Origin of the sequence: Streptomyces sp. NPDC021012, from assembly GCF_044333355.1 — a bacterium.
Taxonomy (GTDB): domain Bacteria; phylum Actinomycetota; class Actinomycetes; order Streptomycetales; family Streptomycetaceae; genus Streptomyces.
The window spans coordinates 54,669-77,809 of sequence record NZ_JBIRQU010000002.1; the positions used below are offsets into that span (position 1 = coordinate 54,669).

The 23,141-nt window shown below is 70.5% G+C and carries 19 protein-coding genes and 3 pseudogenes; 12 read left to right on the top strand and 10 right to left on the bottom strand.

The window, feature by feature from the left end:
- Positions 1 to 232: 232 nt before the first annotated feature.
- The gene (locus ACH4TP_RS05490; RefSeq protein ID WP_398435868.1) at positions 233 to 1,300 is read left to right on the top strand and encodes an IS110 family transposase; all 1,068 of its coding nucleotides are present in this window, start codon (positions 233 to 235) and stop codon (positions 1,298 to 1,300) included.
- A gap of 254 nt (positions 1,301 to 1,554) precedes the next feature.
- On the opposite strand, the gene ACH4TP_RS05495 is transcribed toward ACH4TP_RS05490, so the two are convergent.
- On the bottom strand, positions 1,555 to 2,589 hold the full coding sequence (locus ACH4TP_RS05495; protein ID WP_398435870.1) for a hypothetical protein: 1,035 nt from the start codon (positions 2,587 to 2,589) through the stop codon (positions 1,555 to 1,557).
- Positions 2,590 to 3,244: 655 nt separating this feature from the next.
- Between ACH4TP_RS05495 and ACH4TP_RS05500 the strand changes: the two genes are divergently transcribed.
- Positions 3,245 to 3,535: a hypothetical protein gene (locus tag ACH4TP_RS05500; protein WP_398435871.1), complete on the top strand. Its 291-nt coding sequence runs from the start codon at positions 3,245 to 3,247 to the stop codon at positions 3,533 to 3,535.
- Positions 3,536 to 3,878: 343 nt separating this feature from the next.
- Here ACH4TP_RS05500 and ACH4TP_RS05505 read toward each other — a convergent pair.
- From ACH4TP_RS05505 to ACH4TP_RS05520, 4 genes and pseudogenes are all read right to left on the bottom strand, one after another.
- Positions 3,879 to 4,112: pseudogene (locus ACH4TP_RS05505) on the bottom strand (sensor histidine kinase KdpD); the annotation flags it as partial.
- A gap of 114 nt (positions 4,113 to 4,226) precedes the next feature.
- Positions 4,227 to 4,655, bottom strand: coding sequence for a DUF3592 domain-containing protein (locus tag ACH4TP_RS05510; protein WP_398435872.1), 429 nt, complete (start codon positions 4,653 to 4,655; stop codon positions 4,227 to 4,229).
- 36 nt (positions 4,656 to 4,691) lie between these two features.
- Positions 4,692 to 5,549: an alpha/beta fold hydrolase gene (locus tag ACH4TP_RS05515; RefSeq protein ID WP_398435873.1), complete on the bottom strand. Its 858-nt coding sequence runs from the start codon at positions 5,547 to 5,549 to the stop codon at positions 4,692 to 4,694.
- 43 nt (positions 5,550 to 5,592) lie between these two features.
- Entirely contained in the window at positions 5,593 to 6,534 is a 942-nt protein-coding gene (locus ACH4TP_RS05520; protein ID WP_398435875.1) for a hypothetical protein, read from the bottom strand.
- 531 nt (positions 6,535 to 7,065) lie between these two features.
- Between ACH4TP_RS05520 and ACH4TP_RS05525 the strand changes: the two genes are divergently transcribed.
- Positions 7,066 to 7,905: a slipin family protein gene (locus ACH4TP_RS05525; protein WP_398180378.1), complete on the top strand. Its 840-nt coding sequence runs from the start codon at positions 7,066 to 7,068 to the stop codon at positions 7,903 to 7,905.
- 158 nt (positions 7,906 to 8,063) lie between these two features.
- Here the strand turns inward: ACH4TP_RS05525 and ACH4TP_RS05530 are convergent, their stop codons facing one another.
- Entirely contained in the window at positions 8,064 to 8,276 is a 213-nt protein-coding gene (locus ACH4TP_RS05530; protein ID WP_398435877.1) for a hypothetical protein, read from the bottom strand.
- Positions 8,277 to 8,614: 338 nt separating this feature from the next.
- Here ACH4TP_RS05530 and ACH4TP_RS05535 point away from each other — a divergent pair, with 338 nt between their 5' ends.
- The 3 genes and pseudogenes from ACH4TP_RS05535 to ACH4TP_RS05545 form a co-directional block, all read left to right on the top strand.
- A complete protein-coding gene (locus ACH4TP_RS05535) occupies positions 8,615 to 9,286 on the top strand; it encodes a GNAT family N-acetyltransferase (protein WP_398435878.1) in 672 nt (223 codons plus the stop codon).
- Between the two features lie 174 nt (positions 9,287 to 9,460).
- A complete protein-coding gene (locus ACH4TP_RS05540) occupies positions 9,461 to 9,892 on the top strand; it encodes a hypothetical protein (RefSeq protein WP_398435880.1) in 432 nt (143 codons plus the stop codon).
- 120 nt (positions 9,893 to 10,012) lie between these two features.
- Positions 10,013 to 10,681 (top strand): annotated as a pseudogene (locus ACH4TP_RS05545) (transposase); the annotation flags it as partial.
- 9 nt (positions 10,682 to 10,690) lie between these two features.
- On the opposite strand, the gene ACH4TP_RS05550 reads toward ACH4TP_RS05545, so the two are convergent.
- Positions 10,691 to 11,152 (bottom strand): GNAT family N-acetyltransferase, encoded by a 462-nt coding sequence (locus ACH4TP_RS05550; protein WP_398435882.1) that lies wholly within the window; start codon positions 11,150 to 11,152, stop codon positions 10,691 to 10,693.
- A gap of 28 nt (positions 11,153 to 11,180) precedes the next feature.
- Between ACH4TP_RS05550 and ACH4TP_RS05555 the strand changes: the two are divergent.
- The 6 genes and pseudogenes from ACH4TP_RS05555 to ACH4TP_RS05580 form a co-directional block, all read left to right on the top strand.
- Positions 11,181 to 11,627 (top strand): annotated as a pseudogene (locus ACH4TP_RS05555) (IS630 family transposase); the annotation flags it as partial.
- Positions 11,628 to 12,709: 1,082 nt separating this feature from the next.
- A complete protein-coding gene (locus tag ACH4TP_RS05560) occupies positions 12,710 to 13,903 on the top strand; it encodes a DUF6004 family protein (RefSeq protein ID WP_398435884.1) in 1,194 nt (397 codons plus the stop codon).
- 710 nt (positions 13,904 to 14,613) lie between these two features.
- Positions 14,614 to 14,823, top strand: coding sequence for a hypothetical protein (locus ACH4TP_RS05565; protein WP_389236423.1), 210 nt, complete (start codon positions 14,614 to 14,616; stop codon positions 14,821 to 14,823).
- Positions 14,824 to 14,978: 155 nt separating this feature from the next.
- Positions 14,979 to 15,578 (top strand): restriction endonuclease, encoded by a 600-nt coding sequence (locus tag ACH4TP_RS05570; protein ID WP_398435886.1) that lies wholly within the window; start codon positions 14,979 to 14,981, stop codon positions 15,576 to 15,578.
- 72 nt (positions 15,579 to 15,650) lie between these two features.
- Positions 15,651 to 16,097: an isochorismatase family protein gene (locus ACH4TP_RS05575; protein ID WP_398435888.1), complete on the top strand. Its 447-nt coding sequence runs from the start codon at positions 15,651 to 15,653 to the stop codon at positions 16,095 to 16,097.
- Between the two features lie 48 nt (positions 16,098 to 16,145).
- Entirely contained in the window at positions 16,146 to 17,060 is a 915-nt protein-coding gene (locus ACH4TP_RS05580) for an FAD-dependent oxidoreductase (protein ID WP_398435890.1), read from the top strand.
- Between the two features lie 147 nt (positions 17,061 to 17,207).
- Here ACH4TP_RS05580 and ACH4TP_RS05585 read toward each other — a convergent pair whose 3' ends face one another.
- The 3 genes from ACH4TP_RS05585 to ACH4TP_RS05595 form a co-directional block, all read right to left on the bottom strand.
- Complete coding sequence (locus tag ACH4TP_RS05585; protein ID WP_398435892.1) at positions 17,208 to 18,599, bottom strand: endonuclease domain-containing protein; 1,392 nt, start codon at positions 18,597 to 18,599, stop codon at positions 17,208 to 17,210.
- A 176-nt stretch (positions 18,600 to 18,775) separates the two neighbouring features.
- On the bottom strand, positions 18,776 to 20,518 hold the full coding sequence (locus ACH4TP_RS05590; RefSeq protein WP_398435894.1) for a GTPase: 1,743 nt from the start codon (positions 20,516 to 20,518) through the stop codon (positions 18,776 to 18,778).
- Entirely contained in the window at positions 20,511 to 23,129 is a 2,619-nt protein-coding gene (locus ACH4TP_RS05595) for a GTPase (protein WP_398435896.1), read from the bottom strand. Before ACH4TP_RS05595 ends, ACH4TP_RS05590 begins: the two co-directional genes overlap by 8 nt.
- Positions 23,130 to 23,141 lie beyond the last annotated feature (12 nt).

The window sequence follows — 23,141 nt, forward strand, 5'->3', positions numbered from 1 at the left end:
CAGTGATGATGGCTGGTGGTGCCACCGACAGGTCTGACCCTTGGGCTGACTGACCACAACTTCCGTGTCCTTGCCTTGATCTGTCGGCCTGTCGGTGACACCACCGCACGCAGCCCGGAAGGGTGTCGTGACTTCATAGGAGCTTGTGCGAGAAGCCCCGTCACTGTCGTGTCCGTTCTCCCGACCGGCGCGTGCTGCCCTGTCCACGCGATGAGAAGGCAGCAGGCCCAGCATGATCGACGAGCATCCCGAGCGTGAAGTCTTCGCCGGAGTCGACACTCACACCGACACCCACCACGCCGCTGTTGTCGACCCGCTCGGGCGACCCGTGGCCGACCAGGAGTTTCCCGCCACCACCCAGGGATACCGCGCCCTGCTGGCATGGCTCGGCACATTCGGCCAGGTACAGGCGGTAGGCGTCGAGTGCACTGGATCCTATGGGGCGGGACTGACCACCGTACTGACTGCAAGCGGCCTGGTGGTGGTCGAGGTCAACGTCCCCGACCGGGGCACTCGCCATTCCCGTGGCAAATCCGACCCGATCGACGCTTACGTGGCCGCCCGGGCAGCGGCCTCGGGACGAGCCCAGGCCATTCCCAAATCCCGCACCGGCACAGTTGAAGCCCTGCGCCAACTGCGAGTGACCCGCGCCTCCGCGATCAAGGCCAGGACACAAGCGATCAACCAACTCATCGGCTTGCGAGTCACCGCTCCTGAGCCCCTGCGTCAGGCGCTCGCAGGGCTCACGCGCGCCGCCCTGGTCAATAGCTGCCTCCGGCTGCGTCCCGGGCCCGACCTTGGCGATCCTGTTCACGCCTCCCGCTTCGCCCTGCGCCAGCTGGCTCGCCGCATCCGTAGACTCACCGAAGAGATCGATGAAGTCGACGAGCACCTTTCCGTGCTCACTGCGGCGGCTGCCCCCGAACTGGTCGCGCTGTTCGGCGTGGGCACCGAGACCGCCGGCCAGCTGCTGGTCACGGCCGGCGACAACCCCGAGCGCTTGCGCTCGGAGGCCGCCTTCGCGGCTCTGTGCGGCGCCGCTCCAGTCCCAGCGTCTTCTGAGCGCACCGACAGACACCGCCTCAGTCGGGGCGGTGATCGCCAGGCCAACCGCGCCCTTCACATGATCGCGGTGGTTCGTATGCGTTATTGCCCTCGCACCCGGGCCTATGTAGCGCGGCGCGTCCAGCAGGGGCTGACGAAGAAGGACATCATTCGTTGCCTCAAGCGCTTCATAGCCCGGGAGGTCTACCACGCTCTCAACCAGCCCCGCGCTCGCCACGCCATCTCAACTACTTGACGTCTATAGGAGCATCAAGGCGCACCAAGGCGCCGGCGACTCCACCCGGGTACCCTCCCGCGGCCGCCGCCTGAAGCGGTGGCAGCGCCGCCACAACAGCACACACGCCAAGATCCGCTGCAGCACCGACCGCATCACCGCAATCGTCCAGGCCGTTGTCGCGCTTCACCACGCATCAGCATGAGATGGGAAAAGACTCGGCGAAACGTCCATTAAAGGAAACCCGAATCGCGCCACTGCGGACAGACGCGCTCTCACGCAAGGGCTGCCGACTCGTCTTCCGATTTATGGGCATCTTTGGAATGCCCCAGGAGAGATTTCGCCTGATTATCCACCAGGCGGGTAAGGATTTGTTGCGCGTAGCCGAACACGATGGCCCATGCGATGATTTGAGCCGATGAGTACAAGGCCGGCATGCCTGGTACGAAGCCACCGTGGATGAACAAGAGTCCGGCCGGAGCGGTAAGCGCCCCGGTTGGCAGCTTCAGTCCCGCAAGAACCAGCGATACGTTGTAGGGCGTCGGAGATCCCCTCATCTGCCGGAGGGCTGTAGCGGCGGCGAGCCCTGCGGATACCAGCCCGATAATCTCCACCACAAGGTAGTCGGCGGGACCTGCAGCCAGCCAGGCAGGGGCTGCAGGATCGCCTCCAGGGTATGCGTTCAAGGGGCAAACGGTGTAGTACTTGCCCTGTTCATTTCGAGGTACGAAACACAGTGGAACCTGACCAGGGTTCCTCCAGGTCAGGATTGCCACCCCAATTGCGACAAGTGTGAGCAACAGGCCGACAACCGAAACAATGCGCACGAAGCTGCGGATGCGCAGAGACTTGTCGATCCGCGTTTGATTCGCCGCAGCCAGTGCATCGAGGACCGTCTCACGGTCGGATTCCGTAAGAGGAGTATCACCCCGGATCGACTTCGCGGCAGCGCCGTTGGCGATATCCTCCACAGCCACCCTGCGCAGATCGCCGGGCGGGAGATTCTCCCTCACCGTTCCAAGGATTGCCGGCATCATGGATGCGCTCTCATGGAGGTCCGCCGCACGCAAATAGAGAATGAATGCCGCGTCGAAATGAATCTGAGCGACTGCTGCCGATGAACCTCTGGGGGCAATTGACTCGAGAGCTTCTTGACACTTGTCGAGTTGCTGCATGGATGTCGTGAGCAGGGGATTGTCGCCCATCTTCAACTTCACCTGCAGTCGTCCGGCAAGATCGATGACCCGAGCCGAAGTCACTGCGCGCAGTTCCCGATTCGTATCGAGAAACTTCCACCGCTTGACACCCATGATCTCACTATGTGATGGCGGTGTGGAATTCCGGCGATACCGCACCCAAATTTGCTCCGTATGGAGCAGATGGACGGAGCACGTGGGTGAGAAACAAGCGACGGGAAAACTCGCACTTACCGCCCCGCCACCTGCACGGTCAGCTCAGGCACCTTCGGCCACTGCTTCGGCCACATCGACACTCCGCACCCCACCCGCGACCGGGAACGCCGAGACGGCCGCTGCTGTCCTGGCCAACGAGTCGCCAGCCCCGCCGGGCACGGAACAAGCCAGCAGGGTCGGTGGTGGTCGCAAACGAGCATGAATCGAGCACACCACCGCGCAGGGCATCGACGAAGACCTGCCCTTCCCCTTTCCCGCCAGCCAGCCGACCGGCCTGGATCCGACCTTGGGCGCAGCCCCGTTCCAGATGGATCGGACCTACCTCGCGCCGGTGGTCGACTTGCCCCTCCACTTGACCGGGCACGGCGGCGACGTCGTCCTGGACGTGGCATGCTCGGTCTGGGTCCGGCTCCTCCAGGACGGCGAGCGCCCGCGCCGCGCACCGTCAGGACGTTGTCCACGCCCGGATGCGGAACGTAGCGCCCGGGCCCTTCTGGAACGGTCTGAGGGACACCGCGGCGCTCGGCCGGACAGAGGCGTACGGGAGAAGACCGTGGAGCAGCTGGAGAAGAGCCGGCTGCTGCCCGCGCCCGGCGTAGGCGGGTGGTCCTGGTGCCGCCTCGGCACCGCCGCGTCCTGGCTGCCCCTCGGCGGCCGCGCTCAGGTGGCCGCGCTGCTCCCCCAGGCCGCCGCCGACGGCGCCGACAAGACTCGTGACCTCATCCTCGACTCCCAGCTCCTCACTTCTGCTGCTGTCCAGACCGTTGCCGCCGCCACTGTCGTCGCTGTCCTGCATCCCGCCGTCCTCGGGCTGCTCCTGGTCGCAGCCGCCCCGTGCGCCTGAGGCGCCGTCCGGGCCGCGCGGATCGAGCGCGACGCGCACCACCGCAACCTCGGCGACTCCCGCCTCCGCAACGTCTTCCGCTCGTACACCACCGAGCAGACCACTGCCGACGAGATCCGTGTCGGCACCATGGCCGACTTCCTCGCCAGCCAGTACCGGATCATCTCCGGCCGTCTCGAAGACGAGCGGCTGGCCGCCGCCCTCGCCCTGCACACCGCCTCGCCAACGCGCGCTTCGCAGACCGCAGCATCGTCGTCGAGGGCGGCCGCATTGTCGAGACAGGCACCTACGACGAACTCCTCCGGCGTGGTGCCGGATCCACGTTCTACGAGATGCTCCAGCCCGCGTCCGGGTCCGTCTCGGTGAAGACCGCTCCGCGGTGCGTCGTGGTCCGCCGCGGGATCGTCTCCAGCTCCCTCCGCCAGGGCTGCGGTCGGTCGCCGCCCGTGCGGCTCGACGAAGCCGACGACCACGTCGGCGCCGCTGGACCGCAGGCGCCGGCCCTCCTCCGGCATGGCGTACGTCTTTCCCACTCCAGGGGTTGCCCCGGATGGATGTGCAGTCGTCCACGCGGCATCGACGGGCTCCTGCCGGCTGGTCACGCCCGAGCGCTCTCCCTCCCTGGTGCGCCCGCGTCTCCGGCATGCTCCGCGACGCCTCCGCGGCACAGCGCGACTGTCCCGCTCCCCCGTCACGTACGTGCCCGGACCGCCGCCAGAACCAGGGCCAGGGCGCCGAGGGCCAGGGCGGCGCCGCATCCCATGAAGGCGTACTCGAGCCCTCGCCGTTCCCGCCCGTCCACCAGGATCTGGCTCGGGTCTGCCGGGTCGTACGTGATCGACACCTCGCTGCCGTCGACGAGGGCGTGCGTACGGCTCGGCGGCACCGGGGAGACGACCTCGATCACCCGGCCGTCCAGGGTGGCGAACTGGAGCAGCGGCCGCCGAGGGTGCGCGGCGTCCTCCTCGGCCGCCGTCCGGTACCGCACCAGTGCCGGCACGGTCACTCCGTCGCGGCGCAGCCTGTGGATCCGGCTGAGGCCCATGGCGCCGACGAGATGGGCGAAGGTTCCGCCGAGTCCGAGCATGGCCGCCGCGACGACCCACGCTTCTCCGGTCATCGCCTCCTCACCTCCCCCTCGCCCGACTGTGCGGGGTCATCGGCCGCCGACCAGGGCGGCCAGCGCCGTGGGGTGCTCTTCGACCACGAGATGTCCGGCGCCGTCGATGACGTCCAGGTCTGTGCCGAGCGCGGTGCGCGCCGCCGGGCGGAGCCGCTTCAGCGGCAGGAAGACGTCGTGCGAACCGTTGACGACCAGACGGGGAAGGGCCCGCGCCGGCAGCTCGGCCGCTCCGGGCGCCCCGCTGGAGCGGGCATGCCGGGCTACCAGGGTCATCCATTCGACCAGTGCCGCGCGCGGCCGATGGCCCGGCCCGTGCATGGCGCTCAGGAGCCTGGCGCTGTGCGCCGGGGTCGGCCGGAGGAACCATGCGGCGGAGGCGGCGAGGACTCCGGGCGTGAGGCGCAGTTTCGTGAGGCCTCCCGGAGAGGCCAGGACGAGACGTTCGATGCGGGACGAGGAGCAGGAGAGGGCGATGGCGGCGCCGAAGGAATGGCCCATCACCACGACGGGCCCGGCGCAGGCCTGCTCGATGACGGCGCTCAGCCAAGCGCCGTACCAGGACAACCGGTCGCCGGAGAGGTCTCGTTCGCCCGTGCTGAGACCGGGCTGGCCCGGAACGTCCGCGAGCACGACGCGGTGTCCGGCGTCGACCAGGGCACCGGCGAGCGGAAGGGAGGTCGCGGCGTTGAAGTTGGTGCCCGGGACGTACACCACGGTCGTCGCACCGAAGCCGGCGGTCACCAGGTGGGTCTCCGCACCCAGGGCGGTCATGGTCGTCCGCTCGTGCGGCACCGGCCAGGCCTCCAGCTGCTCCAGGCACCATCGGCGGATGTGTTCCCGTCCGTCGGTGGTGCGGTAGATCGAACCGGTCCCTGCGTCCTCGCGGCTCATCGCGCCGCCTCCCTCTCATTCGGAACTCCGGGCGGGTGTCCGGTCAACGGAACTCGGCGAGGCGGGGGCGCAGGCCGAGAACGGTGAGGACGCCCACGGCCGGCAGAGCCCCCGCCGACCAGGGCAACAGGCCGGTGACCGTGTCCCGTCCGTCCCGTGCCGCGCTGTCGAACGCAGCCTGGTTGATGGCGGTCACGTCGTCCAGTGCTTTCATCCAGGCGCCGAAGTGGGCGTTGGACTTGTCCGGTTCCCAGCTGATGCCGAAGGCGATCGCCCCCCCGCTCCTTGTGCTGGGCCACCAGTGACCGGATCGTGCGGTCGTCGCGCTGGTACGCGGCGTAGGCCTCGACCGTCCGCTCGGCCGCCGCCCGTTCGCCCGTTCGCCCGTGAAGGTGATGTTGTCGAGTTCGCGGCGGAGCTCGCCCGTGAAGACCCCGTTCTCGTGGTCGGCACGGTAGCGCGCCCAGGTCTCGGCGAGCTTCGCTCCGTACGAGGACAGGTCGGCGCCCTCGACGCCGTACAGCTGCTGCGACTTGGCGAGGAAGCTCTGCTCGTAGGCGGCGCGCCGGAACGGGTCGAGGAGGTAGCGGCTCTCGTCGGCGTTCGCGTCGTAGGCGACGGCGCGGGCGCGGGAGAGGGCGACGACCGAGTCGAAGGCGTCCTGTCGGGCGGTTTCGAGCCGGCCGGAGGTGGCGGTGAGCAGGTGCAGGCCGAGGAGGAGGGCGGTGAGGCCGCAGGCCGTCGCGGCCAGCAGGGCCGGGTTGAGGACGCGGTGGAAGCGGCGGGCGAGGTACCACTGGAGCAGGACGAGCACGGCCGACAGCGCGAGGTTGAGTCCGGCGGCGCTCACCGTCCGCGGGGCGCGGCGCCCGGTCGTGCTGTCCCAGGTACGGGACGCGCCGAGCGCGGCGACCAGGAGCAGGGCGGCGCAGGAGGCGGTGAGCAGGAGCACCGTCAGGCGCAGGAGCCGTGGCCTCGCGGGCACGGTGTCCCAGTAGCGGCGGCGGAACGATTCCGCCGCGGCGACGGTCCGCCGCCACAGACGGTGGAGACCGCCCGGGCCCTGCCCCTTGCCCGGCCCGGGCCGTCCCCCTCGCGGAACGTCCGCCCGCGGCGTATGCGCCGCGCCCGTCTGGGCCCCCACGCCCGAACTTCGCGTCTGTCCGGTGGTGATGCTCACTCACCCTCCCACCCACGCCACGGACGGTCGCCCGTCCCCCGCGCCGATCAGTGTCCGATCGATTTCGGACACGGACCGACTTCCCTGACGTGGTCCTGACGCCCATCAGGTCCATCTTCACGCGCTGTTGACGGCCAGGAGCCTCGCGCCATCGGGGCTCCTGGCCGTACGCCGTGCCCACGCGCTCTCCCTCCTCGCCGCGCGCCCGGCCCCTGTCACGCTCCGGCACCGGCGCGAGCGCCAATCCTTGACGTGTTCCTGACGCTGGAGGCGCATCCATGGGCTCCTCCAGGCCGTCCTCTCCCCTGCCGAACGGGTTTCATGAAGGAGGGCGCCATGGAGAGCGCAGTGGTCGGGGTCGTCGTCGTGGTCGTCTTCCTCCTGTTGCTGTTGCGCAGCGGGATGCGTGTGATCAATCAGGTCGAGCGGGGCGTCGTGTTCCGCTTCGGAAAGGCGCTGCCCGGCCATCGGCAGCCGGGCATCACCTTCCTGATCCCCGTCGCGGACCGTATGCGGAAGGTGAACGTCCAGGTCGCGACGTTGCCGATCCCGACGCAGGAGGGCATCACCCGGGACAACGTGTCGGTCAAGGTCGACGCGGTCGTCTACTACCGGGTCGTGGATCCCGCGCGGGCCGCGATCGAGGTGCAGGACTACGCGTTCGCCGTCGGCCAGGTCGCACAGTCGTCGCTGCGGTCGATCATCGGCAAAAGCGATCTGGACGACCTCCTGTCCGACCGGGAGCGGCTGCACGAAGGGCTCGCGTTGATGATCGACAGCCCGGCGGCCGGCTGGGGCGTCCACATCGACCGGGTCGAGATCAAGGACGTCCAGCTGCCGGAGTCGCTGAAGCGGTCGATGTCCCGGCAGGCCGAGGCGGAACGCGAGCGGCGCGCCCGGGTGATCACCGCGGACGGCGAGTTCCAGGCGGCGCAGCAGCTCGCCAACGCCTCCCGGATCATGGCCGACACCCCCGAGGCGATGCAGCTGCGGCTGCTGCAGACCGTCGTCGAGGTGGCAGCTGAGAAGAACTCCACGCTCGTGATGCCCTTCCCGGTGGAACTGCTCCGCTACTTCGACCGGGCGGCCCGCAACCTCGACACCACTCCGCCGTCGACGCCGGAGACCCCGAAGGGCGCCGTGCCCGAGCAGCCGGGCTCGGCGGACGCCTCCTGACCGACGGGGGCGGTCCGGCCGGAGCCGGACCCGGACCCGGCCCGGGGTGGCAGGCGCCGCCCCGGGCCGGACACGCCCAGGCCCGGACGCCGACCACAGGTCCCGATACCTGCCACCCCTCCGGAGTACGGGGCTGCACGCCGGCTCCTCGTGCCGGATCAGGAAACGGGGCAGCCGTGGCGGGCCGTCGACACGGCCGCGAAGCCGCCCAGCACCTCCTGGGCGTCGGCGGGCCCGAGGCCCCGCGGAGCGTTCTCGCCGCCGGACGGACCGACCAGCTTGACGTACCCGGTGCCGAGGGCGCCCTCGCAGGTGAGGGCGCGCATGGTGGCGCCCTTGATGCTGCCGGGGTAGCGGCCGTCGAGATACATCTCCTGCGCGGCGGAAGCCCCGTAATAAGCGGTCAGGCCGGCGAGGGTCTTCTCCCCCGCGCTTCAGCGTGCAGGCCTCGGTCAGCGCGCGGCCGGCCGGCTTCTCGGAGACCGCCGTGACGCGCAGCCGGGTCGCGGTCGCGGCGGTGACCACGTCGCGGCAGGTCCCCGTCGCACAGGCGGGCGGCACATCGCGCCATTCGCTCAGGTCCACGCCGGACGGCCGTGTGCCGAGCGCTCCTTCGCAGTGGAAGCGACCGGCCGCGTTCCGGGCCGTCTCCGTGGCGAGCCGGGCGACTTGGAGGAGCTGTTCCTTCGTCAGGTCCTCGGCCTTCGCCATGGCCTCGGTCAGTATCAGGAGGCCCTTTCCGGGCAGCGCGTCGCAGTCGACGAGGACCGCCGCCTCGGGTCGGACCCGGCCGACGAACGAGCCGTTCCATCCGTATCCGACGGGCGTCGCCGAGGCCTCCGCCCGCTTCCTGCCGTTGCTCGGCACCGCGTTCGATCGCCTGCACCCCTGGGACCGCATGCTCTACGTGCACCAGGCGTCCGGGACTCCGCCGCGTGTGCCGCGCGGCGTGACGGTACGACGGCTCCGCCCCGAGGACGGCCCGGCGCTCGCCGAGGCCGACCCGTCCATGGGCTGGATCCCCGCCACGTGGGGCGGGCCCTCGGGCCTCGCCGCCTCCGGACAGGGCTGGGCCGCCTTCCGCAAGGGCCGTGTACTGGCGCTGGCCTGCACACGCTTCGCCGGGAGCCGGTGCGAGGACGTGGCCTGCGCCACCGACCCCTCCGAGCGACGACAGCACCTCGCCCTCGCCTGCGTCCGGGGTCTGACCGACGACATCACCGCCCGCGGCAGAACCGCCACCTGGAGCGGCTCCCGCGCCCATCGCGCCAGCCGCCTCCTGGCCTGGACCGCCGGCTTCCGCCTCCTCCGCGAGTACGTCCACCACACGACCGGGCCCATGGCCGTCAGCGGCCCGTCAATTCTGCGGGCGGCCGCGTAAACAGGGCGTAGAGGCTCACCGGACCGGCCGGGCCATGGGCCTAGCGTGAGCGCCATGAAGTCGCCCCGTCGTTTCACCCGTCCCGTACAGGACGCCCACGGAGACGTCCTGTACGACGCGGGATGGCCGGGAGAGGCCCGGGCCGCCGTCGGATGCGCGGCCCTGCTCCTCGCGGTGTCACTGACCGTCGAAGTCGGCATGCACAACCTGACCCTGCTGCCCACCGCCGGTTTCATCGCTCTCTCGTCGGCCCTGCTGGTGATCCTGCTGCCCGCACGGGTCGCCGCCACACCGGACCTGCTCTTCATCCAGAGCCTGTGGGCGACCAGAACGGTCCGCATCGACCGGCTCTCGGCAGTCGTCTGGCCGACCGAAGGCACCGCGCATCGCGTGATCCTGAGCGATACGGAAGGCGGCCGGGCCGAGATCGACCTGCGCACCCTGTCCGCCGATCCGGCACTCTGGCTCCGCCTCGAAGCCGGCGCCCGCACCTCCATGAAACGCGGCACGCTGAACGGTGAAACCAGCGATCTGGCCCGGCTCTCCCTGCACATCCACAGCGAGACGGCGCGGTCGGTCCTGAAGGTGTCAGGTCTGGGCTGGTGAACTGAGTCAGAGATTCATCGTCAGGACGTGCATCGAAAGTGGATCCAGGGCTGCGAATGATCATGGTTCATGGGGCGGGGCGATCTCACGGGCGAGCAGTGGGCGGTGCTGGAGTAGTCGTTGCCGAAGGGTGCCAGGGCGGGACGACCGCCGGTCTGGCCTCGACGGCAGCTGATCGACGGCATGCGGTTCCGTGTCCGGACCGGTGTTCCTTGGCGGGACGTCTCTGTCGAGTACGGACCGCGGAACAGGGTCTACGACCTGTTCCGCCGATGGCAGCGCAACGGCATTCGGCAGCGGATCCTCACCCTGCTCCAGTCCCTGGCCGACGCGAAAGGCGCGATCACATGGGACCTGGCCGTCGAGCAGGGTCAGAAGCCCCTGTCGATCGTGGTGACCGCCGGCCAGCGTGGGGACTCACCGCAGTTTGAATCGGCGCTGGAAAAGGTCCGCGTGCCCCGCCTCGTACCAGGCCGACCGCGCATCCGTCCCGATCGGGTCCGCGCGGATAAGGCGCACGCCTCCCGCAGGAACGGCGCCTACCTGCGCTGCCGCGGGATCCGTTGCATCATCCCGGACAAGGCCGACCAGGCACGCAACCGCCAGAAGCTCGGCTCCCACAGCGACCGGCCGCCGCACTTCGACCCGGCCGACTACCGCCGGCGCCACGCGGTGAAGTGCGGGATCGATCGCCTCAAGAGGCACCGGGCAGTGGCCACGAGATACGACCAGCTCGCCGTCCGCTACGAAGCGACGGTACTGGTCGCAGCCATCAACGAGTGGCTGCGACCAGCACGTCTACGAGTCGAGCAGGCGTGGCTGGTCGGTCAGCGACTTGAACAAGTGCACGTCTGCATGCCCGCCAGGGACACCCGGCGTCCGACCGGTCTCGACAAAACCGTGGCGCTGATAGAAGCCGGGAGCTTGGAATGTGAAGGTGGAGGTGGAGAGACGATCGCAACCACGCCGCCGTGCCTCGGCTTCGGCTGCTTGCAGGATCCTGCTACCCCAACCATCCTTGCGACTGTCCTCACGCACCCACAACAGCTCGATGCCGCAGAGGCCACCCCAAGTTCGCGCGGTCAACCCACCGACCAGCTCACCTGCTTCGTCGGTGACCTTGATCGAGAACGCGCCGCGGTCGGGAGCACCTGTGGCGGCACTGTTGAAGGCGATCAACGCTTCGGTCAATCGGTCGTCGAGCTCAGCGTCACGCTCGCTGACAGTCAGGGCCAGGCCGGAGCTGTGGTCAGTCGTCACGGCGCGGAGTATGTCAGTCAGCCTGGCTCCGAGGCATGCGGCTCACGACTACGTCCGGGCCGACACCACGACCCTCTTCGCCGCCCTCGGAGTCGCCACCGGGAAGGTCATCGGCTCCCTCCACCGCCGCCACGACGCAGCAGAGTTCAAGAAGTTCCTCACGAAGCTGGACAAGGAGGTCCCGGCTGATCGACAGGTGCAGCTGATCCTGGACAACCACGCGACCCACAAAGCGCCCGACATCAAGAAGTGGCCGCTGGCGCATCCCCGGTTCCGCCTGCACTTCACGCCGACCAGCGCGTCCTGGCTGAACCTGGCCGAGCGATGGTTCGCCGAACTCCCCCAGAAGAAGCTCAAGCGCGGCGTCCATCGCTCGGTCCAGGCCCTCGAACGCGACATCCGGGCCGGGCTCGCCGACTGGAACAAACACCCCAGGCCGTTCGTCTGGACGAAGACAGCCGACGAGATCCTCGCACGTCCCAGCCCCCGTAGTCCGGGGGCGATGCGGCGGTGGCCAGGCCAGTCGCTTCAGGACGCCCCTGGGACGATCGCCTGGACCGTCAACTCCGGCTTCCCGGACGAAGCATGGGAGATCGCGTATCCCCCGATGCCGCTGTTGTCGTGGCGGCGTCCACTCCACGGTCAGGGCACCCGGCGAGGCCGAGGTGACCCGCAGGTTCTGGGGAACGGCGGGCGGCTCGGGCTCCTCCGGCGGGTTGGCGGAGCTCCCGCCGACAGTGGGGGTGTACGGCAGCAGGACAGGGCCGGAACCGACGCCCGCTCCACCGCCCTGGACGGCGGGAGTCAACTGCTGCACGCCGCCGGCCACGATGAACTTCTTCTCCGGTGCCAGGAACCCGGTGACGGTGGAGACGGGATCCTCACTCGGAGCGAAGAACAGCCCGTACCCGCTGACGCCCCTCCGCTTCGTGCGGAAGCCCAAGGAGATCTCGGGGTCGCTCACATCCGTGCCGTCGTAGTCGATGAGCGTCGCCTGGAACGTGGCGTAGTTCTCGTTTCCGCTCGGCCGCTGGGCCTTGGCGATGATGCCGGCTTGCTCGCGCTCGTGGACGGTCGGCCTTGACCGAGGTGGAGAAAGGGCTTCGGGTCGGTGAAACCGACGCGGCGCGGAGGGATGCCTTGAGCATGCCGGCCATCAGGGCGGACCCTCCGGCGTCCTCGCCGCCTGGCAGGCAGCGAGGACGAGGTGAGCCTCGTGTACCGAGTCACGCCATGCGCAAAGAAGTACGAGTTTCCGCTTACACAAGCGAGTCAAGATCAAGTCACGCGGCCGGGAAACGCAGCATGCCACGCGCGTCCCGCCACAGCCTCCACGAGCTGACCCGACCTCGCTCTGCCCGCCGGACGGTCCCTGGCGCCGACGCACGGGCGCAGGATGACCGACCCTGCGTTCCCCAGGGCAGATATCGGCGCGATGGCCTGATCATGACTCACTCGTTCCGGTGACACGCAACACCTATCCGCACAGGGCGCGACTCGGACCCAGAAGGCTTACCCCGTCAGTGCCGCGCACATACCGATGACAGAGGTAGTCCTATGAGTCCTCGCGAGACCTACGAGTCCTTGAACATCGAGCCCAAGCCGTTCCGCCCGCACGTGGTCGCCGCCGTGACGGTGGTCTTCGGCGACGACTACTACAACGGGCGCCGGGAGACGATCACGTTCTCCGGGTTCACTCAGATCAACAAGTGGCCCATGCCCGGCTTCGAGCACCGCGTAGACGAGAACGGGCACGCGACGCTCGAAGCCGAGCTGATCTCGGCGCCCGAGGTCGGGGTCAAGGGCTACAGCTACGAGTTGGGTGACCGCGTCCAGATCCTGACGAACCCGTTCCTGCCCAACCTGGGCCACATCAGGCAGATCGCGCCCGGCAAGAACTTCCCCGCGGAGTTCCAGCTCCGCCGGTTCGGGATCCTGGAGACCAGCACGCTGCGGCTGGCCCACCGCAACGCCATGGAGACCTCCGGTGTCGTGGATGCGATCCCGCCCTTCAAGAGGCCGCTGACCGGCCCCGTCCTGGGCTTCCCGCGCGGAGCCGGGTCGGAGGTCGCGCCGGCGCCCGGCGTGCTGCGTGCCACCGGCCTCCCCGAGGCCTGGTACCCGGCCAACGACGAGAACGAACCGATCGGCATCACGCCGACGCTGTTCTTCGCCCCTGCACCGAGTCCCTTCATGACCATGCTGTTCGACCCCTCGATGATCGTTCAGGCCACGATCGAGGGCTCGCTGACCCTCGCGGTGAACGGCAAGACCGTGAAGGTCGATCTGACGGGCGAGCACGGCAAGGCCGCCGGTGCGGAGCTCCTCCTCTTCGGCCCCGACAAGCACGACGAGGGGAGCGGGGTGCAGGCCCAGCTGTCCCGCCTGGCCGTGGTCGGCGAATGCGCCGAGCTGGGCGGGCGCATCATGCTGCGGACGGCCTGGGCCAGGCCGTCGGGCGGCTCCTTCGGCAAGGGCGAAGAGGAGGCCCTGTCCCGCCTCGCCTACCCCGCGGACCTGCACCTCGACACGCACCTCGAAGTGTGCACCCCGCACGGCACCCTCTACGCCGACACCGCCGTCCCGCTCGCGGGACGCGCGGCCGACCTCGAAGCCAACGGCACCGAGCTGCGCGCCGAGAGCGACGTCCCGCTGCTGGCGCAGGACGGCACGACCAAGGCACGGCTCACCGACGTGAAGCTGGTCATGCGTGACACGTACGTCGGTGAGACGGCCACGGTCAACATCTGACCTGGGCGACCGGCCGGACCGGACCACGCGGGTCCCGATCGCGCAGCATGCGCTGCGCGGCGTGGGCGGGGCTGCCCTGGAGTGGTGAGGAAGCCTGCCGATGCAGGCACCACCCGCCCTCTGGGCAGCCCTGCGGGGCCCTCCTTATCCGGTCGGCAGCGAGGGACCGCAGCTCCGATACCCCCGAGCAGGTCCAGGCGATCGTCGACCGGTCCATCACCTCCGCCACGGACACACCGAGGACCGGGTACGGCCTCGCCCCCACCCGGCGCGGCGAGCACCGTCTGATCGGCTACGCCCGCCCGGCGACCGAACCCCAGCAGGCCCCTGTCATCGGCTTCGTCCTGCGCCCGGCCGAGCGGGACAAGGGATTGGGCCGGAGACCGTCCACCTGCTGTGCGCGCTTGGCTTCCGGACGCTCGGCCTGCACCGCATCTAAGCGGCACGCTCCCCGCTCAACAGGGCATCCGCGACGGGCTTCCGGCGCCGTCCGGTGATCCCCGTACCGCCGAGGTCGCAGGCGGCATCCGCTCCCTCCCGCTTGTGCGTCATGCGGGGGGGAACGGGTGTCCGGGCGGCAACCGGACAGCGTACGACGGGGTTCTCGCCATCGTTCACCGACCGACTGCGGCCTGGTGGCGTGTTCGGCTGCACTGGTCCGGGGCGCCGGCAAGCGCGCGGGACGGGAAGCGGGCAGGAGTGGGTTGCGCGTGATGACGATCAACGTAGCGGTGCTGCTCGCGGTCATCGTGGTGATGAGGCTGCGCCGCAGAACCCAGGCCAGGAGCCGTCTCGAGGAACGCAATACCGCGTTTCTCGTCCTGGCCCTGGGGATCCTGATCGCGCCGACTCCGGTGGGCCAGGGCATCTTCAACGGAATCGGTCAGCTGGTTCGTGGCATCTCGCAGGCCGGATCGTGAGCGTGCGGTCCCGTCCGGGTGGCCGCCGTCCTCGTGCCGCATCTGCGTCTCGCCGCCGACCGGCCCGGCGCCCGTCCAGGCGCGGTGCGGCAACCCGCCGCCCGAGGAAGGCTTGGGGCTGGGAACGGGGCGGCCTGCTCCTTCTGCTCTTTGCGGTGGTGTGGAGTCTGGTCGCCGGTGCCCTTCGATGGCTGGCCGCACATCCCTGGACGCTGATCGTGCTCCTTCTGGCTGTCGCGACTGCCGGTGGGGCATGGGCGCGTCGGAAGCGGGAGACCGCCCGTCGGAACCATGCGCGGGACCAGGGGCTGCGTTACGCGCTGCCTCAGATCGATTCCCTGCATCACCGGCAGTTCGAGGAAGCCGTACGGGATCTGATGCGCCGCGACGGCTGCCTCGGGACGACCCGGGTCGGCGGAGCCGGCGACAACGGCGCCGACGTGAAGGCAACCGATCCCTTCGGTCGCCTGTGGGTCATCCAGTGCAAGCACCGCAAGGCCGGTCTGGCGGGCGCTGCGGTCGGGACTCCGGACCTGCATGTCCTCAACGGGACCGGACGGCCCGTCCACCATGGCGATGTCGTCGTGCTGGTCACCAACGGCCGTTTCACGAGCAACGCTGTCGCCTTCGCCCATTCCCAGCATCTCCACCTGGTGGACCGCGGTCTCCTGGCCCAATGGGCCGCCGGTTCCGTGCCGCTGTGGGAGCTGCTGGGCACGGTTCCCCCTCCGCGTCGTCGCGCCTTCGGTTCCTGACCGCAGCCGTCAGCACACCGCCCAGGCAGCCGTCGGCGGTCGGCGACGACGTCGGAGCCCCACGCGTCGCGCGTGACACAGTTCCTTCTGCTGATCATGAAGCGCGAGGTCCCGGGCAGGCCCGCGCCCCTGGACGGCACGGTCGAGGAGCCGCTCCTCTCCACCGGCTTCGACCACCCGGACATCGTGTCCTTCGGCGTACGGGGAGTCTCCCCCGGCTACGTCGGCCGGTCCTGCGTCGCCTACGCCTCCCGCTCCCGGCTCACCACCGCCCACACCCGGGAGACCGCCGAACTGATCCCCCGGGCCGGCTGGACCGACCTCGTCTTCTGCGGGATCGCCGCCGAGAGCTGCGTCCTGAAGTCCGCCGCCGACGCCTTCGAGCACGGCTACGCGCCCTGGATCGTCACCGACACCTGCGCCAGCGCCAGCGACACCGGCCCCCACGTCCACGACGCCGGCCTCCTCGTCGCCGCCGTCCCATCGGACCGGGTCAAATCGTCACCACCGACCACGTGATCGGCCAACTCACCGCGCATGCCGGGACCCCGGTGCTGGAATAGACCCATGGCCGACACGCTGTACGACACCGACCTGATCATCATCGGCGGCGGCCCGGCCGGCTGCGCCGCCGCCCGCATGGCCGCCAGCGTCGGCATGCGCTCGATCCTGATCGAGCCGGACCGGCTGTGCCGCAACCTCTACCGGATCCCTGCCCTGAACAACGTCCTCGGCGGCCACACCAACGGCCCCGAACTGGCCGACTCCATCGTCGCGGAACTGAAGAGCACGGAGCTGTGCCGCCTCGAACTCGGCCGACACGTCACCGAGCTCCGCGCCGACGACGACCAGGTGACCGTCACGGTGGACACCGGTGCCCGTCTCACCGCCCCGTACGCCATCGTCGCCACCGGAGTCGGCCCCCTCCAGCCCCGCGACGTCGCCTGGATCACCGCCCCCGACGGCCTGACCCTGCCCCCGCTCTGGCAGGCCGAGGCGGACGAAGCTGAGGGCCGTACTCTCCTCGTCCTCGGCGGCGACCGCCCGATCGGCACCTTCCTGCGCGCCCACCCGGCCACCGACACCCGCCTGATCGTGGCGTACCCGGCGGCGGACGCGTACAAGATCGAAGAGGTCCGCGAAGACCCGCGCGTGACATTCGTCCCCGTCGAGTACCTGACGCTGGATCTGACGGAAGGCACCTCGGTGTCGGCGGAAGTGGTGGGTCAGGGCGGCGCACGGCAGACGATCACGGCGGATGCCGCCTATCTCAGCATCGGCAACGCCCCGACCGCCCCGCCCGGCGACCTCATCCGCGGCACGGACGGATACTGCCCGCCCACCGACCAGCACCCCCGCGTCATCGTGGCCGGCGACCTCCGTTCCGCCCGCTTCCAACGGATCATGACCGCCATGGGCTCCGGAAGCGAGGCCGCACTGCACGCCTACTACGCGGCCAGGGAACTCCTGGCCAAGGGCTGAGACCGCATCAGCGCGCTACGGCGGCGACGGCCTCGGAAGGGAATCTCCACGACTGGCTTCGTACGCGGCGGAGGACTGGGCGGCACTCCCCCACTCGGCGTCGCGCGGGAGCCGCCCGCCGTCGTACGGCGGCGGGCGGCGCTTGTCTCAGAACAGTGCCAAGCCCTCGCCGTCGGTGTCCGCGACGACCGGTCGGGGCTGGGCGGGGAGGCCGTCGAGGCGGTCGGGGCCGGCCGCGGCGGCCACGGCGGGGGCCGTGTCGGCCAGCCAGTCGCGGAACCGCTCGGCGGCATCACGGTAGGGGACCTGTGCCAGGACGCGGTGCTCGCCGGCGGGGCAGAAGTCGACCGTGACGGTGAGCAGGCAGGAACGGGGCGCGTTCTGGCTGCCCGTCCAGGACACGCGCAGGACGCCGCAGGGCTCGCGCCCGCGCGGGGTCCGGTGGGTCGGGCGCAGTGACCGGCAGGCTATGAGGGCGGTCCACGCGGCGAGGTGCGGCAGCGGCAGGATGGTACGCGCGCGACAGCCGGTGCAGCGGTGCCAGTGGCGAAGCCAGGCGTCGGCGTCGGTGTGGAAGAGGCGGGCGTAGCGGTTCGCCACGCGGACGTCGTCGGGGTACAGATGGTCGGGACGTTCCCGCGTGTTGCAGGACTGGCAGACGGGGGCGCGGACGTAGCCGTGCTCGTGGCAGTGGTCGAGGACCGCGGCGGGCGCGGCGCGGCAGACGGCGCACACCCAGCCGGTCACCTCTCTGGCGATGCCGGGCTTCCTGCTGAGCACCGAGTACAGCCGGCCTTCGAGCTCCTTGTCGTACGGGCGCGGTGAGGCGGCGGGGTCCTCGGGACCTGTCGCCCGTGGGTCCTCAGGGCTCCTCGGCCGCCGGCCCTCAGGGCTCGTCGCCCGTCGGCCGTCGGTGTCCCCGGCCCGCCGGGGGCGGGAGGACGGCTCGGCCGCGGCCACGCCCGTCTCACGGGATCCCGCGGCTCGTAGCCACCGCGTCTCGGCGTGCTCGGCCGCGTCGAGCAGCCTCACCACCGCGCGCGGCAGCCACCACGTCCGCCGGGTCCCGTCGTGGGTGCGCTCCACGAGTACCTGTCGCCAGTCGATCCCCGCCAGGTGGCACGGCCGGTCGTCCCCGTGCCGTGCCCCGCGTCCGGGACCGCCCGGCAGCCGGAGTTCCCCCGCGACACGCCGCCGCCAGCGCAGCGAGGTCTCCTCGTCGGGCTCCGGCTCCGGCGCGCCGCGGAACGGACCGACACGGACCAGGTCCCGCCGGTCCATCTCCACCGCGTCCAGTTCCGCGGCCGCCCGGCGTACCTCGCGCTCCGCGACGCCCCACCGACCGCCGCCCTCCTCGACCGTCGCCACCACATGGCTACCGAGCAGGACGTATCCCGTCCGGGCACGGGCCGGCGAGCGGGCGAACGCCCCGGAAGCCGTCGGCACGGCGCCGCCGGCCGTCAGACCGACCCACAGCGCGTCCGCGGCGTCCAGGGTGATCAGGCCGTCCGCGCGGCCGGGCACGACACGCTCCGTCATACCGACAGGCTAACGGCGCCGACACGCCGACGGGTTCGAGCGTCCCCGCCGGGGGGGGCCGAGTCGGCGGGATCCACAGCGGGAAGGGCCTGAGCCGCGCCTGTCCCGGCGGTCGCGCGGTCCCGGGGCGCGTTCACCGCCGGGACCTCGAACCGCCGGGACCTCGAACCGTCAGGTCAGCTGGTCGGCCCGACGAGCTTCTCGGCCTCGTCCCGGAGGCCCTTGATCGCGGTCAGGGCCGCTTCGCGCTCGGCCTTGATCTTCAAACCCCGCTCCATGAGGTCGCTGAGCGACCGTTCCACCTCGGCGATCCACTCGCTCAGGTACCGCTCGCCGGCGGCGGTGAGGGAGGTCCGCTGTTCGCATGCCTCCTCGTCGAAGTGATTCCTTATCTGCTTCCGTCGCCTGTTGACCGCCATCCGCTTGTTCTGGTCCTGCGCGACGCTCGCCAGGTCCGTCAACGGCCCCATGACCGTCAGCGCCCATCGCACCTTGCCGGCCGCACCGGCCACCTTGCCGGCCGCCTTGGTCTTGCCCCACGGTTTGAACTTCCCCACGCCGTCGGAGACTTTCTCGCCGGCGTCGAGGATCTTCTGGCCCACCCGGTTCCTGCTGAGCTTCTCCACGACGGCCGAGGCCGCGCTTCCCGGCCCGCTGCCACCGTCCGCGACCTTCCCGATCCACTCGCCCGCCTTCGCGGCGCCCGCCTTCGCGGCCTTCTTCGCCGCTTCCTTGGCCCCCTGCGCCAGCGGTGACGCGTCGCCCGGGGACGCGTCGATCGTCGGATCGGGTGCTTCGACGCCGTTCACCCAGGATTCGGGCTCGGGCACACCGGTTCCGTACTCGGCGACCAGCGCGTCGAACGCCGTCCTCACCGACGTGGAGAACCTCGCGTCGAACTCGGTGCTCGCACGCTCCAGTTCCTCCTGGACCGCATGAGCGACATGGCCGGGGACGATGCCGTCCTTCTCCGAGACGCCGGCCGCTGCCCTGTCTCCGGCCGTCGTGATCCTGGAGGCGACGACTTCGCTCTCCCGCTCCAGGGCGCTCCGTACACGCTCCTTCGCCCGGGAGATCGATTCCTCGGCCTTCTTCGCGGTCTCCGCGGCGTCGAGTTCCTCGCCGTTCAGCACCCACTGGCGCTCGGCGTCCTCCAGTACGCGAAGGAGTTCGAAGGCCTGCGCCTTGGGCCGGACCCCGCTGACACCGGGCGCGGTGATCCTCCGCAACTCGGCCGTCAGGGCGTCGATACCGCTCTCCGCGACGAGCGACGCACGCTGGGCGGCCGGGAGAGCGGGGTCGTTGACCGCGTCGACGTAGTCGCGTGCGTCGGCCGGGACGATCGGGACGCGGTCGGCGAAGGGCCCCAGCCGCCCGCGGACCTCGTCGAGGATGACGTCGCGGTCACTGTTCTCGGCGTTCATCTTGTTGACGACGACCACGCTCCGGTCGGCGAACCCGTCGGCGTCGAGGGCCCGCAGAATCGCCCTGGTCTCCGCCTCGCCAGGCAGTTCGCTGGTCGTCACGATCACCAGCGCGTCCGCACCGCGCACGCCGCGCCGTGCCGCGGCGGAGTGCTCGTCGATGCCCGACAGCGTCCCGGGCAGGTCGACGAGCGTCACGCCGTTCCACTCGTACGGCGTCGGCTCGTGCGTCTTGGGCGCCGCGTCGACGAGTTCGCCGACGGCGGCCGGGGGGAGCCGGAGCAGTGCCGCGATGAGCGTGGACTTCCCCGCGCTGTACGGACCCGTGAGCGCGATCCTCAGCGGGCTCGTGTCGACGCGAGGCAGGCTCGCGGTCAGGCCGCGCGTGCGGGAGTGAGCGTTCAGGACTTCTTCGGCCCGTGCGGTCAGCGCGAGTACGGGGGCGTTCGGGCTCCCGTCGTTCTCGGACGCGTCAACCGAATCACCGTCAGTCATCTGTGTTCCCTTCACTCCCGTCGGAGGTGCCGAGGCATCCGGAATCCGTGCGGATCTCGATCCGTTCGGGGAGGACGTCCACGAGCTGGTCCCGCAGGCACGCCCGCACGTCCGCGACGCGGGACACGTCGGTCCAGACACGAAGGACGACTCCCGGGGTCCGACGTGCCAGACGGATCGCCGCCGGGTCCCCGCCCGCGAGAGCCATGAGCCGGCGCGCCAGGACGAGGTCGATCGCGTCGAGGGCGGACCGCACGGCCGGTCGCAGTCGGCCCAGCCGCTCGAACCGCTCCCGCGTGCCACTGATGTCCGAGGACCGCGCCTCGGACAGGGCGTCGACCTGGGCCACCGCGTCATCGGTGATCCGAGCCGACCACGCCGCGAGCCCGTCGAACAGTTCATCGAGGCATGCCTCGGCCTCGGTCGTGGTCGCACTGGTCCACCTGTCCTTCGCCCGCCGGGCGCGGTCGACCTCGCCACTCCACGCTTTCGCCGCCCCGGCCAGGGCCTCCATCGCGTAGACCGCCGTCGCCGCGGGAGGAGGGACCGCGAGCTTCTTGGGGATCCCCTTGGCCGCGACGGAGCCCAGAAGGGCTGTCGCCGCCCCCTTGGCAGCCGCCGTACCCAGGCTCACGGCCTTCTCCTTCAGGTCGGGACGAGGACGTACACGCGGCTGCGCGTCGCCCCGGCGCCCCGGGGCGCTCACCGGTGCGCGCAGAACCATCCCCCGTTTCCGCGCCTCCAGCTCGAACTCGTTCTCGAGACCGGAGAGAAGTCCCTCCAGCTCCAGACCGGTGACGAAATCGCTCCACCGCTGCGCGTCATCCACGCCGCCCAGGTCCCGGACCACGTCCGGCAACCGTTCCCCGGCGCGGTGACGCTCGGCTTCGAGCCGGTCGCGCGCGTCCTGGCCCGCTGTCCGGAAAGCCTCGATCAACGCGGCCCGGTCACCCGGCGTGGAGCCTTCGAGCTCGCCGAGCGCGAGGTCGATCCCGGGCAGTTCCTCGACCAGCCGGTCGTGGAACGCGGCCACCGGCGCCCGCACCCCGTCGGCCAGCCGAACCGCACGAAGCGGAATCGCGCGTTCGGCCAGGAGTCGGGTGAGGGACCGCTCCAGCTCGGGCAGCCTGCTCGCCCGAAGGGCCCTGTCCCCCAGCGCGCGGTCCTCCGTGGACAACGCCTCGTGCGCGGCACCGGAGTGGACCGGCAGGACGACGGGCGGTGCGACGTCGACCGCTCCGGAGACCTGCTCGATCCGGACGGTGTGACCCGCCGCCGACGCGAACTCCCTTTCCGGGTTATCGACGAAGCGCTGGAGGCGGTGCGGTTCGACGACCCGTCCCTTCACATTGACCACGACGAGCAGGGGTTTCCCCGCGAGGAGAAGTCGCTGGAGCTCGGCGGACTCCTCCTCGCGCAGCGTGTCGGCGTAGTTCCATATCACCGCGTCGGCGCTGTCGCACGCGGCCCGGGCGCGCGTGGCGTCGAGGTCGTCGTCCTTCGCGGCGAAGCCGGGCGTGTCGAGGTACGTCACGGAGCCGACGTGGAACGCGGAGGTCTCCCGCGTGGTGCGGTGCGCCCCTCGCCCGATCCCGGTCCGGTCCGCGTCGCGGGTCAGCGCCTTGCTGAGCGTGGTCTTCCCGGACTTGGTTCTTCCGGCGATGGCCACGCGCAGCCTGCCGCTCGCCGCGGGCATGACCCGTACGGCATCGCGCAGTTCACGTTCGAGCGCCCCGATGCGGCGGACGACCTCGACGAGGTCCTCGTTCTCGATCGCATGCGGGGAGTACGACGTTCGCGGAAGACGAGTCCCGGCCTCCTCCCGGAGAGCGGTCTGGATGTCGCGGTAGGCCGATCGGCTCGTGTCCACCGTCCCGGACGCGAACCGGCCGGCCAGGGCCCCAAGGGCCTCGCGGAGATCCGGTTCGGTCCGCCACAGGTCCATGGCCGCTGCCACGCGGTCGAACGACTCGACGTTCTTCCCGTACCAGGACTCGAATGCCCGCAGCTCGTTGACGTCGGTCCGGGAGGCGACCGCCAGCAGCCCCGCCGTGAGCCGCGCGGCCGAGCTCGTGGCGGGCGCGGCCGGAGCCACGGTCGCGTTCACGGGAGCCGTCGCAAGCCCGTGCTCGATCACCGCCCGCACGCTGTCCTCCGCGAGCATGTCCACCGTGCTTCCGGAGACGGCACCGGTGTCACGGGCCTCGATCGCCCAGAGCAGGGCGTCACGCCGATCCGATCGGAACCCGGACCGCGCGTCCGGCGCGAACCAGCGCCACCACTGTGGCCGCTCGGACAGGACCGCCTCGTACGACTCCTCCGCGGCGACGAAGTCCCGCACCTTCTCCAGCAGCGGCACCAGCTCCCCGTTCCGCAGGTCCCGGGCCGCCGCGGCACTGTGCCCGAGCACGAGCTCGCGCGCCTCCGCCGCCTTCCGGCCTCCTCGTCGACGACTCAGGTCGGCCAGCGCGGTTTCGACGTCGATCTCACGGATCGAGCGCCAGATCTCCTCGGGCCATTCCCGGTCCGCATGCCGGCACGGCTCAAGCACTTCGGGCAGCAGCCGTTCCGCGGCCGCCACCGCCACGGCGTCCGCCCGAAGCGCTTCCACCGGCACGCCTTC

Coding starts and splice junctions, on each gene's coding strand:
- ACH4TP_RS05495 (WP_398435870.1), bottom strand. CDS start 2,589: ATGGGTGTCAAGCGGTGGAAGTTTCTCGATACGAATCGGGAACTGCGC.
- ACH4TP_RS05580 (WP_398435890.1), top strand. CDS start 16,146: ATGGCCGACACGCTGTACGACACCGACCTGATCATCATCGGCGGCGGC.
- ACH4TP_RS05515 (WP_398435873.1), bottom strand. CDS start 5,549: ATGAGCCGCGAGGACGCAGGGACCGGTTCGATCTACCGCACCACCGAC.
- ACH4TP_RS05590 (WP_398435894.1), bottom strand. CDS start 20,518: ATGACTGACGGTGATTCGGTTGACGCGTCCGAGAACGACGGGAGCCCG.
- ACH4TP_RS05530 (WP_398435877.1), bottom strand. CDS start 8,276: ATGTATCTCGACGGCCGCTACCCCGGCAGCATCAAGGGCGCCACCATG.
- ACH4TP_RS05560 (WP_398435884.1), top strand. CDS start 12,710: ATGAGTCCTCGCGAGACCTACGAGTCCTTGAACATCGAGCCCAAGCCG.
- ACH4TP_RS05535 (WP_398435878.1), top strand. CDS start 8,615: ATGGCCTCGGTCAGTATCAGGAGGCCCTTTCCGGGCAGCGCGTCGCAG.
- ACH4TP_RS05525 (WP_398180378.1), top strand. CDS start 7,066: ATGGAGAGCGCAGTGGTCGGGGTCGTCGTCGTGGTCGTCTTCCTCCTG.
- ACH4TP_RS05510 (WP_398435872.1), bottom strand. CDS start 4,655: ATGACCGGAGAAGCGTGGGTCGTCGCGGCGGCCATGCTCGGACTCGGC.
- ACH4TP_RS05490 (WP_398435868.1), top strand. CDS start 233: ATGATCGACGAGCATCCCGAGCGTGAAGTCTTCGCCGGAGTCGACACT.
- ACH4TP_RS05585 (WP_398435892.1), bottom strand. CDS start 18,599: ATGACGGAGCGTGTCGTGCCCGGCCGCGCGGACGGCCTGATCACCCTG.